The sequence below is a fragment of the Deinococcus sp. QL22 genome (assembly GCF_023370075.1).
Classification (GTDB): Bacteria; Deinococcota; Deinococci; order Deinococcales; family Deinococcaceae; genus Deinococcus.
In genome coordinates, this window is the sequence record NZ_CP097157.1 from 110,237 (window position 1) to 124,692 (window position 14,456).

Consider the following 14,456-nt stretch of genomic DNA (forward strand, 5'->3'; position numbering starts at 1 on the left):
AAACAATGATAGGGGGTAGAGCTCACCTTTGAGCATGCTAAGGCGCCTGCTCACGCGCTACGGCTATTGATCTGGCCGCTGGGTTCAGACGATTCTCACGGTAAAAGACGCTGAGCACAGCATTTCCAGAGTTGCCGGATAGTAATGGGCTGTGCATTTTCGGCAGGAAGTTGTAACCCGCCTGCCTGGGTTTCGGCGTATCCTGCACCTATGGCTCAGTTCATGACCGAGCGGCGCTCCACGCGTCGCGGGCGGGCAGCTTGAACGGCCCCCTCACCGGGGTCTGACCCGTCCACATTCACCCGCGACGCGCGGGGTGAAGCCATTCGTAACCGCCATTCACAGGAGCACATTCGTCATCATCGCCAGCGCATCATTCGCCGCAGACTGCGGTACGCCTATGTGGGGGAAGCGCCTCCTAATGCCGCTTGGGGTTGGGTCTACGTCGCTCGCGGACAGGCCAGCAAGAACAACACCGTCTGTTCGTGTGGGCTGTGCCGGGCTGAGAAATACCGTGATCGGCCTCGCAAGCGGCACTGGGAGGACTAAGGCAGAGGGGAACAGGCACGCTCCTGTTCCCCTTTCCTCTGTTGGTGCTGATCGCCCAGACTGCAGCATGTTCGGGCAGCTGCTGAGCGTAACGTACAGAAATGAGGCGCGTGGCAGAATACCAGCGCCTGACTTGACTCGTGTCTATAGTCTGTGCGACTGACCAACGATGTGAACGCTTAAGGCTGTTGTTGCTTGCATAGTAGATGAATGAGTTTTTTCGGCGAGTCCGTGCCAGCGATTTCGATCACAGTGCCGATATTGCTCGTGCTGCACACCTTTATTCAGTGGCCCCTGAATTTCCCCGAAGTACAATTAGTGGAGCGTCAACAAAGGTGTGTCAGGTTGATCAGGGCGTTGCTTGCTGAAGCTATGGCAAGCTGAGAGGACGTATGCGCCCTCCTTTCGTGTTCTCCCTACGAGACCACAACGAGCATCTGCGACTCGGCCAGCGCCAGATCCACATGCGAGGGAATCAGATCCAGCCCATGCACCCGCACCGGATCAGGCAGGTCGGCGCCTTCCACCGCCACCGGGTAGGCCGTGCCCTGAACCTGTACGCCACTCACCCCCAGCCAGCCCGTCAGGTTGGCCTGAGGATCGAGGTCGATCAGGAGCACCCGCGCCCCGGCAGCCGCGAGTTCGGCCCCCACGTCGCGGGTCAGGCTGGTTTTGCCGCCCCCGCCCGCATGATTGAAGAAGGTCAAGGTTTTGAAAGGCATCTGGCGCGAGCATACCGCGCTAGGGTGGCCTCATGACCGAGGCCGAGATGCACGTCGTGGGGCAAAAGGTGATGGCTCAGCTGTGGCAGGCAGAGGCCTTCGCCATGCAGGTGAGCAGCCATACCAGCCCAGACCCCGAAGCACTAGTGTTCATGGCCCGCCAACGTGACGGCACTGGACGCTCTGCACGGGCAGGCACCGTGTACGTCTCCAGAGAAGCCCTAGAGAATGACGGTGAGGCCGCCGCCCTGGAAGGCCTGGATTATCTGCTGACCCGCATGCGGATGGAAACCTTGCCCGTGTGCCCCATGACGCGCAAAGCCCCCGTTCTCGCGGTGCGCGATTCCGAGGGCATGCGGGTGATGCGGGAGGGAGACAGCCTGCCGTTCTAACCCCTCAAGGTGCTCGGCACAGCGCAATACTCACGGGTGTCGTCTTGGCTAGGTTCATGACAGTCCAACCCCCGCTGAGGCGGTTCGCCGTCCCCCTCGGAGTCAGCGTATTCTCCCCCACCTTCCAGGCCGACGTCAGGATCCGGGAAGGCTGGCCCTCCGTGTTCTGCTGCAAAAGTGCGATCACTTCCGCGCCGCTTTGCCCGGCCATCAACCCCGCACCGGCCACGACTCCCAACGCCACCTGGGGACCCGGTTTGCCGTCTTGGGTGTTGTAGCTGCTCAGAATCCCGTTCAGGCCTGCGGTCACGATCCACTGTCCATCGGGTGTAAAGGTCTGACCCGACAGGTTGTAGTTCCGAAGCGAGAATTTGGCACGCCCCTTCTGGGCGTCATACACCCGCAGGAGACCGCCCGGTGACCACTCCAGAAAGAGATGGGCTCCGCCGCCCCTGAGGTTGGAGGTGATTTGGGACGGGGTTGTCCAGGTGTTCAGCGTCTTCCCGTTGGCCAAATCGAACCAGGTGTAGGTTCGGTTGGCGTCCAGTACCAAAAGGGTCTTGCCGTCCCCAGAGAAGGTCAATGACGCAGGGCCGTCTTTGAGGGGCAACGTCTGTTTCAGTGTTCCGGTGGCCGCGTCATAAATCTTGACGGCAGGCTTGGCGTCCCAACCGCCCGCCGCCACCAGGGTGCCGTCTAGGCTGACATCCAGGGCCAGGGTGCTGCCCGTAAAGGCCTGGAGACTGCGCAGTGGTGCACTCTCCTTGGTGCACCAATTCACCTGGCCCGCAAAGTCGCCGCTGATGATGTACGGCGTAGCGCCGAGAAAGGCCTCGTGGCCTGCGCCACCGACTTTCAGGCTGACCAGGTCCCAGGTGGCCCGACAGACCGTGAGATTCAAGACCCCGTTGTGGGTGCCGAAGCGGGCGAAGACATTCTTGGCACTGAACAGGAGTTCGGAGGACGTCTGAAGGAGCGGCTGGGTACCGGGTTGCTGCAGGAGTTGTCACCTTAACTTTCAATCTGCCAGAGGGGTTCCTGAAACGAGCTGACGGGTGCTCTACTTCTAGGTCATCCCAGCTCTGGACGAAAGTTTCAAGCAGATTTATGGTAACGCTTCTCAAATGCCGCTAATCACATACGATTTTCTCTGCCTACCAGAGCTAACGGATTGCATACCGTACGAGGCGGTCGTGAGCCGAGGGTACGAAGTGACGAGCCAATGCTTTTCAAGCGCTCCCTCCGTTACTCGAAGAGGTCGTCTCTGCTCCCTCTCCAACAGTACCGACTGGCCGGCCATTCTTGACTGCCGGTCTCGCGGCGAAGCTGGATCAACCCTGAACTTCCTGTGGGCACCGGGATGACGAACCAGCTTTGTCTCTTGCTTTCCGATGTCCCTAGCTTTACTATGTCGCTACCTCGCAAAGCTAGGTCGCTTCTCTCCAGCGCCCCGCAAAGGACTCTCCATGGACGCACAACAACTCAAAGGCCACCTTGATCTTCTTCTGCTCGCCACCCTAGAGCACTCTCCCCGTTACGGCGGTCAGATCATTGCCGATGTTCAGGCGGCCACGGACGGCTATTTCAGCCTGCGCGAAGGCACCCTGTATCCCGCGCTCCACCGCTTAGAGAAAGCAGGCTGGATCAGCGGCGCGTTCGAGCAATTGCCACGCGGGGGCAGCCCGGTCAAGTTCTACATCCTTACCCCCAGCGGTCAGCAGGAACTGAAGGCCCAACGCGAACGCTACGAACAGTTCCGCCGCGCAATACAGGGCGTTATCGGGGGCACCGTATGAACCACATTGAACGCCAGATAGACCGCTACATCCGGCAGGCCACACGGGGATTACGCGGGCCACGCCGCCAAGATGCTCAACAGGAATTGCGTGGTGCACTGGAAGACAAGATTCATCGTCACCGCTTGCTGGGGCTGGATGAACAAGCTGCCGCGACTGCTGCCCTGCGCGATTTTGGCAGCGCGTCGGCTGTTGCCCGCGACCTAAACGCCGTGCATACGTTGCCCACCGTGTACCGCAGTGTGTTGCTAGCCGGAATAGGGACACTGCTGAGCCTACAGGCGGTCGCGCAAGTACCGATGGTGCGGGCGATTCCTGATCCGCAGGTGCCGAGCAATTCGTGTGTCTTTAACGAGGCCCTGCTCAAGGAGTTGCTGCAAGCCGATGCAGAATCCATGCGGCGCAAATTAGCTCAGCCCAACGGGAAAGCTACATTTGAAGCCGAATGCCGCGCCTCGATGCCGAAGCCTTCCAACAGCTTATTGTCTCTGACTGATTTGCTCGCTGCCCTCCGCAAAGGCGGAATTATCGTGAACACTGTTCCCGGCTTTGACGGCTATCTTCAGTTGACTTTTCCAGGTCGGACGGACATTCAAGGTTTGAATCTCAACAACGCGTCCAAGACGATTGGCGGGCAAATCTATATTCAAGCTGGTCCATTTGTACACCTTCTGAGCCGCTCCCTCCCTCTGGGAATTCAGTTGAAATTAGAGGGCCTTGAGAATCCAATTTTGAACATCGGTTCTGCTCGTGTTCAATTGGGAACACCAACGGCAAAAGTCAGAGCAACCGACTTCTATTCCTTTAGTTTGCTTGAGCAGCTCCAATCCCAGCTGACACTGGCGACAGGCACGACACTCAAAATCGCGTACATCATGGATCAAGGGGATCAGCAAGGCCATCAACTCAAAATTGATGCCCCTGATCAGGCTTTGTTTGCCACCGTAAGCAATTCACAATTGGTAGATAAGAGGACTGCTGAAGCTCAAGAACATTACTTATTGCGGGTACGCGCAGTCAAAGGAGGGGTGTTGCCAGCCCCTACTTATCAAGGCTACTACGCTCCTGTACCCCACGTGGTCAACACGCCTGCCGAACTGATGGCCGCCACCGCCAAAGGTCAGGAAGCGGTGTTGGTGTACCGCCTCAACGCTGCCGACCTCCAAAACCTGAAACTTACAGCAGTTCCAGCGAGTACCCTCAAGCCTGTCCAGAAATACGGTCAGTAACCTTCGTTGCCTCAGACCTAAAGGCGTGGCTGGCATCACGACCAGCATGAGGCTGTAGGCGAGCGGTTGCGTAATTTGGGCGATCAGTGGGGTGAAGAAGCAACTGCCCGACAAAAACACTGCACCCTGACAATCAGAGACTAGACTGCCTTTCACTCACACGTTCAGCCAACACCCTCAGCCCTGCGTCACGAAGGCACGAAGCCGTTGCATGATTCGGTGCAAATGCGCCAAAGACGCTACCGTGTCACCCGGAACATCTAGGGCATGGTCAGCGTGCGTCAACACCAACACCTCGACCCCGGCCGCCAACAAGTGTGTGATGCGTTCTTCCTGAAAATGCGGATCTTCCGTTCCGATCACCACCAGGGACTGAGAAGGGCGTTGCAGGATCTGCTCGAGCACCTCTGGACGGTTCAGCACGGGGGTAAGCCACACGAGCTGCGCGTCTTCTGGAACCTGACCAGAAGCCAGCAGGAAATGAAGACTGAGTGTGCCCAGTGATTTGGCTACGAGACATAGGCGGGTGTAGGAACGCGCCTGCCACGCCGCCTGGAAGGCCGCCTCCACATCCTGAGTGAGCCATGGGCGTGTCATGTCGTCAGGGAGGGCTTGAAATTCTGGCGTGTGATAGCTCGTGTCCAGTCCGAACGTATCGAAACCCAAATCAGTCAGGGTTCGGGACGCATACAGCAGCCCAGGACGGCTGAGTCCGTAGCTTAGGCCTGGGAGGAGCAGGCCCAACGCCGTGACTGGCACGGGGTGCTGGAGATACACATGGCGCAGGGGCTCGCTCCGGTAGCCCAGGACAGGGAGGTCAACACGTTGCACAGTCATTCCACTGGAGTGTATGGGGTGATCGAGGAGGCAAGCCACGAATTTGACTTCCTCAGCAGCGGGGTGCCCAGAGCCGACCCTTCTGCGCGGTAGAGGGCGGGTGTCCTGCCACAACCATCCGGTCAGCCTTATGGGATTTGTTCAGGCTGGAGGCGCACGCCTTTGTCCAGCAAAACCCGCCTATTCCCATCGCCGCGTCTGACAGCGGACGCTTCAACCGCATGATCGTGGGCGGGGGCCGGGGCGGCGGTGGTGGTGATTTGGGCAGCGGGGGCATGATTCAGCGTGCGCCTGATCTTGTGACAGCTTCCCGACAACGCCTCACGTGTCTGGGACTTGGGCGGCGTCCAGCTCCGGTACACTTTGCCCACGCTTCGGCGGGGTTGTGTCAAGTTAACCGAACGTTCTGTGAAACATGAGTTCAACCTCGTTCAGGGATGTAGTCAATCAAGGGTAAGCAGCCCTCCAGTACCCTACAAATTTTGTCTGAAACTGAATTGGTCTACACGTATTTGTAATTAGCTTAGGAAAATAAAGTGACATGAGTTACTAAGCACTTAACTTGACAGAACCGTTCGCGGCGTAACAGGTACAGCCGTCCCCCCCCGGCGGTCAGGGGTTGCCAGCTCACGGCAGACGTCAAGGTGCCCTGCCAAGTGTCGTTCAGGGCGGCGGGGCCATCGGGGATCTTCAGGGTTTCGGGCGTCGCAGACGGACAGGCGGTGAGGAGGGACAGGCAGGCTGTGAGAGGCAGGAGCAACCGCTTCATGCCTGACCATAGCAGCCGGTGGGGCAGAACGAGGACGCAAATGCGCGTCTTTATTGAGAGCGACCAGCCAACTCTGCCCAGCTCAGCGGCATCGGTTCAGGCCAGAGGAACCGGGTGTCAAAGGGCTTGTGGCGCGACCACCAGCCGCTGCACGTCGTCACCGAGGCGCACGAAGTGCTTGGCGTTGAGCGTCACCAACCCCACTGCCCCTGCCCGCAACGCCGCCTGAGCGATCAACGTGTCGTAGATGGCTCCACCTTGCAGCCCGAGGTCTCGGCAGCGGCTCATGGCGTCGAAGTAGTCGGCAGGCAGCAACGGCAACACCTTCCACGTCTGCGTGAGGCTGTCCAGCACGGCGCGCACTTGCGTGCCCGCAGGAAAGACGGTTGCGGGGGTGAGTTCGACAGCGCTGAGTCGGGCCAGTACCATGGGACGATGCGCATCCTCCTGTTGATCCCCTTCGTGTTGGTGAGCTGCGGCCTTCAAGCTCCCTCCACCTGCCCCGCTGGCATCGTGACTGGGATGATCAGCATCGAGTCTGCAAGGATCGCGGGCGCCAATGCCAGTCTCCCGACCGTGTACATCCGGAACGTGGTGAAGGATGGCCAGCCCGTGACCCCCTTGCAAGCGACTGGATTGGAAGGCTCGGCGGGCGGGACGGTCTCCGGCATTCGGGTTGAAGCTGACCGGCTGGTATGCGATCTAGCATGCCGCTTCGGGCAGCCGGGCCGGTACACCTTCGACGTCAGCGCGCCCGGCGCCGCAGCGCAGTCGGTCGCGGTCAACATCCCCGGCCGCAACGCCGGGGGGTGCGGCGGGATTACGACCGGAACGCCAGTCACGGTCAACCTGACCTTCCAGCCAGACCAGGCCAGCCGTGCAGTGCGGGATTCCAACTGATGCGGGAATCCGTCCCAAGCAGGGCAGCAACACCCGCACCGACGACAATCTCTATGCGGGCCTCATGTTTAGACCTTGCCGGAGAGCGGCTCTTCTGATCGCCCCTGTTCTCAGCATTAGCCTTCACAGCTTCGGACACAGGTGAGTCTAAAAGACCGCCGGATCAGCACCCTGGTCACGGTCTGGAGCGCACTGGGCCTGCTCGCTGGCTTCGCGTTGCTCGGCTACAACTTCCTGGATACGCTGTTTGCCGGGGATGCGTTGAGTAATAGGGATGCACCATCGGACGGGGTTGACCGGGTGCGGTACACGCTGCTGGGCCTCCAGTACTTCAGCAGAGACGGGCCGCTGACCGGGCCGCACTTGGGTCAGTCCCTCGCGTTGGGATGGCTTGCCCTCACAGCGCTGCTGATGTGGGGCCTGTGCCAGCCCAGGACGCGCTCTTCTGCCCACCGCGTCCTGCGAGCCAGCCTGCTGAGTTTGGCCCTCGTTGGCGGTGGAGGTGGACTCATCCTGGCGCTGGCCGAGCACCGCCACAATCTCCTCCTAGCACGGCCCACCCTCGGGTTGGACGAATTTGACCCCCCCGGGATGACCACCGCTTCCGTGGCGACGCTGGATGCCTCGCGCTGCACTCGTTGGGTCGAGAACCGGGGCTGCGCCGAGCAAATCGCATTGACTTTCCCGAACCCCAGCCTCTGGGGCGCACTGGCCGTGTTCGTCACTGCCGGCGTGGGTCTGCGACGCGCATCACGTGTCGGTGAAACTTGAGCACAAGCTAGAGCTGGTGTTGGAGAGGCCAGAATGTCGGCCTTCGGCAGGTCAAGCCCTGCTCAGCCCTTCCAGCCCAGAGGCTGAACGAACGCGCTGGCGAGCCGTCCCAGCACGCCCGCTGGTCAGGACACAGGCCGTCATTCCTGAGTGGGACGTCACTGCCCCACTATTTCGTCAGCGTGAAGGGAAACGGTTCCTCCCCGTAGACCCAGGCATACTGCCCCGGTTGGAGTGTGTTCAGATTGTTCCAGGGAAAGCTGGGGAAGGTCGCCGTCTCGCCCGGCTGAATCAGGCGGGTGCGCAACTCTAGGGTGCAGACGATGCGGCGGGTGGTTAGGGGCTGTATGCCAAGGGTGAACCTGGAGTGAACCCCTCAGACATGGGTTCACTCCGAGCTGAAGTCGCTACTCGTTGCTTTCACCCTACCGAACCGGCCGGAAGGCACTGAGTTTGCCTCCCCAGACCAGCAATTGCTGCCGAGGTGCGTCAAATATGACTGTCCCTGTTTTTCCTTGGGCATAGGGCAGTTCTGTCGTTGAGCGGCCTAGGATAGAACCATCCTCCGTGTCGACAGCCCACAGGAAGCCATTTGTGGCGTACATCACCCCATTGACGAAGCTTGGAACTTGACCAAATGACCCGCCCAGTGGGGGACTGAAGACAAAACGTGTTGCACCCGTGCTCGCTTCTAGCGCGGTGTAGCATCGGTCACCCAGTGGGGAGACCACCACCACGTCATCTCGAACGATCAGGTGAGACAGGATATTGGTCGCCCCACCGGGACAAAGGATGCTGGTGTTCTTCCAGAGTTCGGTGCCGCTCTGTGTATACGCTGTCACAACGGATGTCCCTTGGACATGAACAACAATGCTTCCTCTTCCGCTTTGGACGACGCCCAGGTGCGGAGTATCTCCCGCTTGGGTAGCAAACAGGGTTTTCCGCCAATTTTCCTGCCCAGTGAGGGCGTCTAACTTGACCACCTCGGTGCTGGCTTGTTGTTGTTCAGGTGACCCTTTCGATTCAATAACGTAACAGGCCTGCTCCTGCACAGCGCAGGAAAGTGATGGGAATCGGGCAATTCCTGTAGAAGAAAGGGCTTTGACATCAAAGCGCCAGAGGGGCTGCGCAGGGAGTTCAGAGGACAGGAGATCGTCGATTCGGTACGCGAGGAGGGTGCTGTGCATAGGGAGAATGAACACCTCTCCGACCACCTGAACGGAGGTCGAAATGAGATGGCCCAACGCCTGCTCTGGAACACTCAGGGGCAACTCAGTCCTGCTCTGTTCTTGTCCTGCCGGATTGATCACTGCAATTTGGTGTTTTCCATTGAAGTAAATCAGGTGATTGCCGACCACCGCACTCTCGTGACCATAAAATATTTCTGAGGTACGCCACGCTACTTTGCGAGAGTTGAGGTCGTAGGCAACCTCGCCGAGTGACTTTTGATACTTGCTGTCATTTTCTTCGGCAATGATCAGGTCACCAAAGTGAACGGGTGTGTCTCCGCTTACCAAAGCTTCGCTCGATATAGGAACAAGGGGGGGATACATGGCTGTCTCCCCTTGATCTGCGCCTCTTGAGCAACTGCAGAGGGCCACAGTGAACAGACATAGGGCACGTTTCATTTGCTTCTCCTTAAACGCTGCTTTACAAGCTAAATAGGTGGAGTTCTCGGGATAAGGGTCAGGATGGGGAGCTGCGGCGCGTGCAGGGATGTCATTCCAGGTAAGCGGGACAGGGGGGATGATCCTGGGGTCACGGACAGCCAGTGTATGGGCGGGACGCTCGGCACATTGCCGCAAATCAGCAGCCACTGTGTGCGACTGAGTGTGCATTTTTCTTTTCGCGCTGGGGTCTGTCGGCCAAGGGTGATCGGCGCATACCATGCATCTGATGACAGATCAGGACAAAGTTATCTCGCCATGGACACCTAGGGTGTGTAGGCTAAGGGTTGAAATTTGGGGGAATGAGAGTATCTTTTCGTGCTGTGGCACGAAGAAATCACGGATGAACAGTGGCAACGTCTGCCACCCCTCCTGCCACCCCTGCTCGGTCTGGGACGTCCTTATTTAGAGCACCGCCCCATCGTCAGCGGCATCCTCTGGGTGCTCAGAACGGGTGCTCCCTGGCGCGACCGTTTCAGAGCGCTTTGGCAAATGGATGACCATCTCCAGCCGCTTCCGCTGTTGGACTGCCAAGGGGATTTGGCAGCACATCTGGTCGATACACTTTGTCGATGGCACTGTGGTTCGGGCACATCAGTGTGCTGCAGGGGCACGTGGTGGCCAAGAAGAAGAAGCATTGGGACGATCACGAGGCGGCTTTAGGGTCTGTCGGCCAAGGGTGATAGGCGCATATCATGCATCGGATGACAGATCAGGACAAAGTGGTCTCGCCATGGACACTAGACGACGTTCACTTTCTTCAACAGGTCTGGGGCGGCGCCTGCCTGCCCTACACATTGCCTGACCCAACGATCGCTGCCCCTGACGTCATGTTCCTCTTGGGAACGCTCGGACTTCCGCTTGAGCTTGCCATTTCAGCCTCTCCGAAACTATCGATCCATTCTGCTCAGCGCGTCATCCTCGAGCTGATGTCCCCCGAAGTCATCGGCACAAAACTGAAGATAGGGACGATTGGTTTTCTTCCTGAGACATTGAATGACCTGTTTGTAGACCTGACCTCAGGTCGTGTTGAAAAGGCATTTCGCCGATCCCCAATGGAGTTCACGCCCATCGCCAACTCCATTCTCGACTTCCATTTTCAGATGCTCTTGTTTCGGGAGTACGTCCCTCATCGTCCGGCTACGACTGACCGTGCCGGGCTGCTTCTTCAGGTACTCGCTGCATTCTTGACCACGATTGACGCGCCTCATGATCCCTTCTTCAATAGGCTTTTTATGAGTCTGGCGGATGACTTCATCCTTGAATTGGATTGGAACGAGCCCGCGCGGCTCATGACCGACGACTTGCTGTGCACTTTCAAAGTCTCTCCACAGGACATTCGGCGGGTCAGGCCGCATCATCTGCCGCTGCTGTCGCTGTATGGCGACTTCAGCACCGATGCCTGGCAAGCCGTTCGAGACGTGCAAGCGAGACTGTGGCCCGACGAGGACGAGTTGGAGTCCAACCTCAGGGACCTAGTGACGGAATGCCTCAGATGTGACCGGCAACCACCATCACACCATGATGGGCAGCGCTCCCTCCTCAACCAACTGGTGAGATACAGGGTGCAACAGATGGCGCGTGAATATGGATTTCCGTACCTCGTTGCTTCATTAGATCAAGCCTGAAGATGCACAGCGACGTCAACTCTTTGGTGCAAGTTGATTCAGTGACATCCAAATGAAGACCGCCGCCAGTGTCCACCAGCCTTGATAACTCATCGCTCGCTTGTCGTACCGGGTCGCAATCCGCCGAAAGCTCTTGAAGCGGTTGACCAGACGCTCAATCTTGTTCCGCTGCTTGTACAGCACAGCATCAAAGCAAATGTTGTCTCCCTGATCCTTGCGCCGAGGAATCGTGACCCGAATGCCACAGCGATGCAGATACTTGCGAACGATCATGTAGCTGTAGCCTTTGTCGCCCACCAGACGATCTGGACGAATTCTGGGACGTCCTGGTCCTGCACGAACCACCGCGCCAGTCTCCAACAGAGGTTGCAGGTATTTGGATTCGTGGCGTTCTCCGCCACTCAGGACGAAGGCCATGGGCTTTCCGTGTCCTTCAGCACGCAGATGGATCTTGGTACTGAACCCGCCTCGTGATCGTCCCAGCGCTTCCTCTTCTTGCCCACCTCGTGCGCCTGCAGCACATTGATGCGCTCGCACCACCGTGCCATCCACAAAGTGGACCGACCAGTCGAGCTGACCCTTCAGGTCAGCTTCTCGTTGCAGTGCTGCCCAGATCTGCTGCCAAATGTCCTGGGCCGTCCAGCGACGGAAGCGGCTGGCGATCGTGGTCCATTTGCCGAAACGCTCTGGGACGTCGCGCCAGGGCGCACCTGTCCTGAGCACCCAGAGGATGCCACTGACGATGGGGCGGTGCTCTAAATAAGGCCGTCCCAGACCAAAGCGGGATGGGAGGAGGGGTTCCAGACGTTTCCACTGCTCGTCGGTGATTTCTTCGCGCCACAGTACGAAAAGATACTGCTATGCCCTCAAATTTCAACACTTTGCCTACAGGCCTTAGCCCCAGTCGAGCTCCCTAGACCTGAATATCGGGATTGGGGCTCAGCTCTTGACACTGCACCGAGGGCAACGGCGCTCCGCAGTAGGGCATTGACTAACATCTGGCACCTTAAATCTTGAGGCGGGTTTCTGCGTGCTGGAAGGCATCGAGGGCAGGCAATTCTAGAAGAAGTGCTTGACGACGGACTTCTGGAACAAACGAGAACCGAATGGTTCTCGCCAAAGCTCTCCAATCTGGCCAGACCTTAGCGGTGTTAAATGTGGACGTCGACCAGTTTCGATTTTCGCGTTCAAAGAGAGTTTTTGTCCATTTGAACACTGGAGTATGATATTTTGTACTCTATCTAGCTATTAGGAGGCGTGGCACATGAAATTTCTATGGCTTATTATGTTCCCAGTTATATGCACTCCCCTGATGAGCAAAAGTAGTGATAAATCGGAGATAAATGTCTTGTCTATCGCAGGCATTTACGATAATATCAATGAGGGAGTCAGCATTTTGATTTTAGAGAAAGATAGGCGATACACTGTCACGGTTAGTAAATCTAACACAGTAACATCAGAAGGTAAGTGGTTTTTAGGAAAAAATTCCATAGTTTTGATAGACTGCGGGAAATCTAACTGCAAATCGCAGGGTGGTGTCTATCTTCCTATCGAACTTAAAAACGGCAGAGTATATGTATACACAGATCCTGACGGAAGAAGTGGATACATCAGCAGGAATATTTACAAATAGGGTTGTGTTGCCTTAACTGGCGTCACGGCAAGCCAAGGGCAAGGGTGATCCGAATCTCAGACCACCCCTGCCGCGACGATTGACCACGTCTGGAACGCTCGTTGCTGATTGCTTCTTCTTTCTGCGGCGGAAACACTGGTTCGGGAATGATGGTGGAGGTTGGTCACTCGGGCGTGCGTATTCAGGAACTCTTGAGCGCGTTTCCGTCGCCTGAACCCCTGCTGACTTCGCTCTTGTCGCCGTGTAGATCGGTGTTCTTGCTCAATGACGTTGTTGCACCTGGCTGTACAGATCACCTGCTGGTGGTCGACGTTGACTGACATCTTTGTGTGTTGAGCAGAGCTGTGGGAAGCTGTGCTTGTCACTCCCCCTCGAGCCATCAAGCCTGTTGACATCTTTGACCTTCCAAGGTCGGATTGCAAATTCTGGCCGGCTCGAGGCCCTTTCGATCAGGCGCAACAGTATCTGAGGCCAAGAAGCCTGCACACAAAATCTCGCCGAGCGAACCGGGCTGTGATGACCTTTCCCTTTCCAGGAGGTTTTTATGGTGGTACTCGGCATTGACGTGGGGAAAAGCGAGCTGTACGCCTGTCTCCTGCAACCCGAATTGAAACCAGCTCGGCAGGTGGTGGCCAACACCGCCGAAGGCCATACCGGTCTGCAGACCTGGCTGGAGACACAGGGCGTCACGGCCCAAGAGACCTCGGTGGTGATGGAAGCGACCGGCGTGTACTGGGAGCGAATCGCGTTGAAGCTTCACTTGGCAGGCTACCGGGTCAGTGTGGTTAACGCAGCGCAGATTAAGTTCTATGCGAAAAGTACGTTGAGGCGGGGCAAAACAGACAAAATGGATGCCGAGCTGATTGCGCGGTATGGCGAGACGATGCATCCAGCCTGCTGGATGCCCGCTGAACGAGATCGAGAAGCACTCCGTGCTTTGATCCACGAACGGGATGCGGTCATTTCTCTGATCACTCTTGAAAAAGGACGTCAGCACGCCCTGGATCATCGTGAACAAGCTCTTGAGTTGGTCGTCCAACTGGGTCGAGAGCGCTTGGCGCTGCTTGAACAGCAGCGCGCCACGGTTGAACGGGCGATGGATGCGTGTGTGGCGGAATCCGCTGGACTCCGCGAACAAGTGGCCCTCCTGTCTTCCGTGCCGGGGATCGGGAAGTTGACCGCAGCGATCGTGCTGGCCGAGACGAGTCATCTCCAAGACGCCCAGGATTCGCGGCAATGGGCCGCTTACGCTGGATTGTCTCCGGTGCCGCGCCAGTCGGGCGCCATGGTGGGACGGTGTCGGATCTCTAAGATTGGAAACAGTCGACTGAGAAAGGCCTTTTACCTCTCGGCTGTCACGGTGTCTCGTCTCAAAAATCCGATGGGTGACTATTATCGACGATTGGTTGCGGCAGGAAAGCCGAAGAAGGTCGCCCTGATTGCCCTGGCACGCAAAATCCTTCGCACAAGTTTCGCCGTCCTTCGGTCTGCGAAACCCTTCGAGCTGGGGTACCAACGCCCCCAAGTCGTCTCTTGACACCTGCGTTTCAACACAGTATTTGC

General features: G+C 57.8%; 14 protein-coding genes and 3 pseudogenes. 9 read left to right on the plus strand and 8 right to left on the minus strand.

Going from position 1 to position 14,456, the window contains the following annotated elements; translation table 11 throughout:
- Nucleotides 1-980 precede the first annotated feature (980 nt).
- Nucleotides 981-1,271: pseudogene (locus M1R55_RS30765) on the minus strand (ParA family protein); the annotation flags it as partial.
- A 32-nt stretch (nucleotides 1,272-1,303) separates the two neighbouring features.
- Here M1R55_RS30765 and M1R55_RS30770 point away from each other — a divergent pair.
- Nucleotides 1,304-1,663, plus strand: a complete 360-nt coding sequence (locus M1R55_RS30770) for a hypothetical protein (protein WP_249396714.1) — start codon at nucleotides 1,304-1,306, stop codon at nucleotides 1,661-1,663.
- Nucleotides 1,664-1,667: 4 nt separating this feature from the next.
- On the opposite strand, the gene M1R55_RS30775 is transcribed toward M1R55_RS30770, so the two are convergent.
- Nucleotides 1,668-2,564: a WD40 repeat domain-containing protein gene (locus tag M1R55_RS30775; protein WP_249396715.1), complete on the minus strand. Its 897-nt coding sequence runs from the start codon at nucleotides 2,562-2,564 to the stop codon at nucleotides 1,668-1,670.
- A gap of 565 nt (nucleotides 2,565-3,129) precedes the next feature.
- Here M1R55_RS30775 and M1R55_RS30780 point away from each other — a divergent pair.
- Both M1R55_RS30780 and M1R55_RS30785 read left to right on the plus strand, forming a co-directional pair.
- Complete coding sequence (locus M1R55_RS30780) at nucleotides 3,130-3,459, plus strand: PadR family transcriptional regulator (protein ID WP_249396716.1); 330 nt, start codon at nucleotides 3,130-3,132, stop codon at nucleotides 3,457-3,459.
- Nucleotides 3,456-4,688 carry a permease prefix domain 1-containing protein gene (locus M1R55_RS30785; RefSeq protein WP_249396717.1) on the plus strand — a complete coding sequence of 411 codons (1,233 nt, stop codon included), beginning with the start codon at nucleotides 3,456-3,458 and terminating at the stop codon, nucleotides 4,686-4,688. Before M1R55_RS30780 ends, M1R55_RS30785 begins: the two co-directional genes overlap by 4 nt.
- A gap of 177 nt (nucleotides 4,689-4,865) precedes the next feature.
- On the opposite strand, the gene M1R55_RS30790 is transcribed toward M1R55_RS30785, so the two are convergent.
- From M1R55_RS30790 to M1R55_RS30800, 3 genes are all read right to left on the minus strand, one after another.
- A complete protein-coding gene (locus M1R55_RS30790; RefSeq protein ID WP_249396718.1) occupies nucleotides 4,866-5,525 on the minus strand; it encodes a hypothetical protein in 660 nt (219 codons plus the stop codon).
- Between the two features lie 128 nt (nucleotides 5,526-5,653).
- Entirely contained in the window at nucleotides 5,654-5,917 is a 264-nt protein-coding gene (locus tag M1R55_RS30795; RefSeq protein ID WP_249396719.1) for a hypothetical protein, read from the minus strand.
- A 494-nt stretch (nucleotides 5,918-6,411) separates the two neighbouring features.
- Nucleotides 6,412-6,723 (minus strand): type II toxin-antitoxin system VapC family toxin, encoded by a 312-nt coding sequence (locus tag M1R55_RS30800; protein ID WP_249396720.1) that lies wholly within the window; start codon nucleotides 6,721-6,723, stop codon nucleotides 6,412-6,414.
- An 84-nt stretch (nucleotides 6,724-6,807) separates the two neighbouring features.
- Between M1R55_RS30800 and M1R55_RS30805 the strand changes: the two genes are divergently transcribed.
- Nucleotides 6,808-7,194, plus strand: coding sequence for a hypothetical protein (locus M1R55_RS30805; protein WP_249396721.1), 387 nt, complete (start codon nucleotides 6,808-6,810; stop codon nucleotides 7,192-7,194).
- A gap of 141 nt (nucleotides 7,195-7,335) precedes the next feature.
- On the plus strand, nucleotides 7,336-7,965 hold the full coding sequence (locus tag M1R55_RS30810) for a hypothetical protein (RefSeq protein WP_249396722.1): 630 nt from the start codon (nucleotides 7,336-7,338) through the stop codon (nucleotides 7,963-7,965).
- A gap of 425 nt (nucleotides 7,966-8,390) precedes the next feature.
- Here M1R55_RS30810 and M1R55_RS30815 read toward each other — a convergent pair whose 3' ends face one another.
- Nucleotides 8,391-9,518, minus strand: coding sequence for a PQQ-binding-like beta-propeller repeat protein (locus tag M1R55_RS30815; protein WP_249396723.1), 1,128 nt, complete (start codon nucleotides 9,516-9,518; stop codon nucleotides 8,391-8,393).
- A 432-nt stretch (nucleotides 9,519-9,950) separates the two neighbouring features.
- On the opposite strand from M1R55_RS30815, the pseudogene M1R55_RS30820 reads away from it, so the two are divergent.
- Both M1R55_RS30820 and M1R55_RS30825 read left to right on the plus strand, forming a co-directional pair.
- Nucleotides 9,951-10,043 (plus strand): annotated as a pseudogene (locus M1R55_RS30820) (hypothetical protein); the annotation flags it as partial.
- A 293-nt stretch (nucleotides 10,044-10,336) separates the two neighbouring features.
- Nucleotides 10,337-11,260 (plus strand): hypothetical protein, encoded by a 924-nt coding sequence (locus tag M1R55_RS30825; RefSeq protein WP_249396724.1) that lies wholly within the window; start codon nucleotides 10,337-10,339, stop codon nucleotides 11,258-11,260.
- 15 nt (nucleotides 11,261-11,275) lie between these two features.
- On the opposite strand, the gene M1R55_RS30830 is transcribed toward M1R55_RS30825, so the two are convergent.
- The gene (locus tag M1R55_RS30830) at nucleotides 11,276-12,103 is read right to left on the minus strand and encodes an IS5 family transposase (RefSeq protein ID WP_249396852.1); all 828 of its coding nucleotides are present in this window, start codon (nucleotides 12,101-12,103) and stop codon (nucleotides 11,276-11,278) included.
- 421 nt (nucleotides 12,104-12,524) lie between these two features.
- On the opposite strand from M1R55_RS30830, the gene M1R55_RS30835 reads away from it, so the two are divergent.
- Entirely contained in the window at nucleotides 12,525-12,893 is a 369-nt protein-coding gene (locus M1R55_RS30835; RefSeq protein WP_249396725.1) for a hypothetical protein, read from the plus strand.
- Between the two features lie 56 nt (nucleotides 12,894-12,949).
- On the opposite strand, the pseudogene M1R55_RS30840 reads toward M1R55_RS30835, so the two are convergent.
- Nucleotides 12,950-13,198: pseudogene (locus M1R55_RS30840) on the minus strand (DDE-type integrase/transposase/recombinase); the annotation flags it as partial.
- 239 nt (nucleotides 13,199-13,437) lie between these two features.
- On the opposite strand from M1R55_RS30840, the gene M1R55_RS30845 reads away from it, so the two are divergent.
- On the plus strand, nucleotides 13,438-14,430 hold the full coding sequence (locus M1R55_RS30845) for an IS110 family transposase (RefSeq protein WP_249394689.1): 993 nt from the start codon (nucleotides 13,438-13,440) through the stop codon (nucleotides 14,428-14,430).
- Nucleotides 14,431-14,456: the final 26 nt, after the last annotated feature.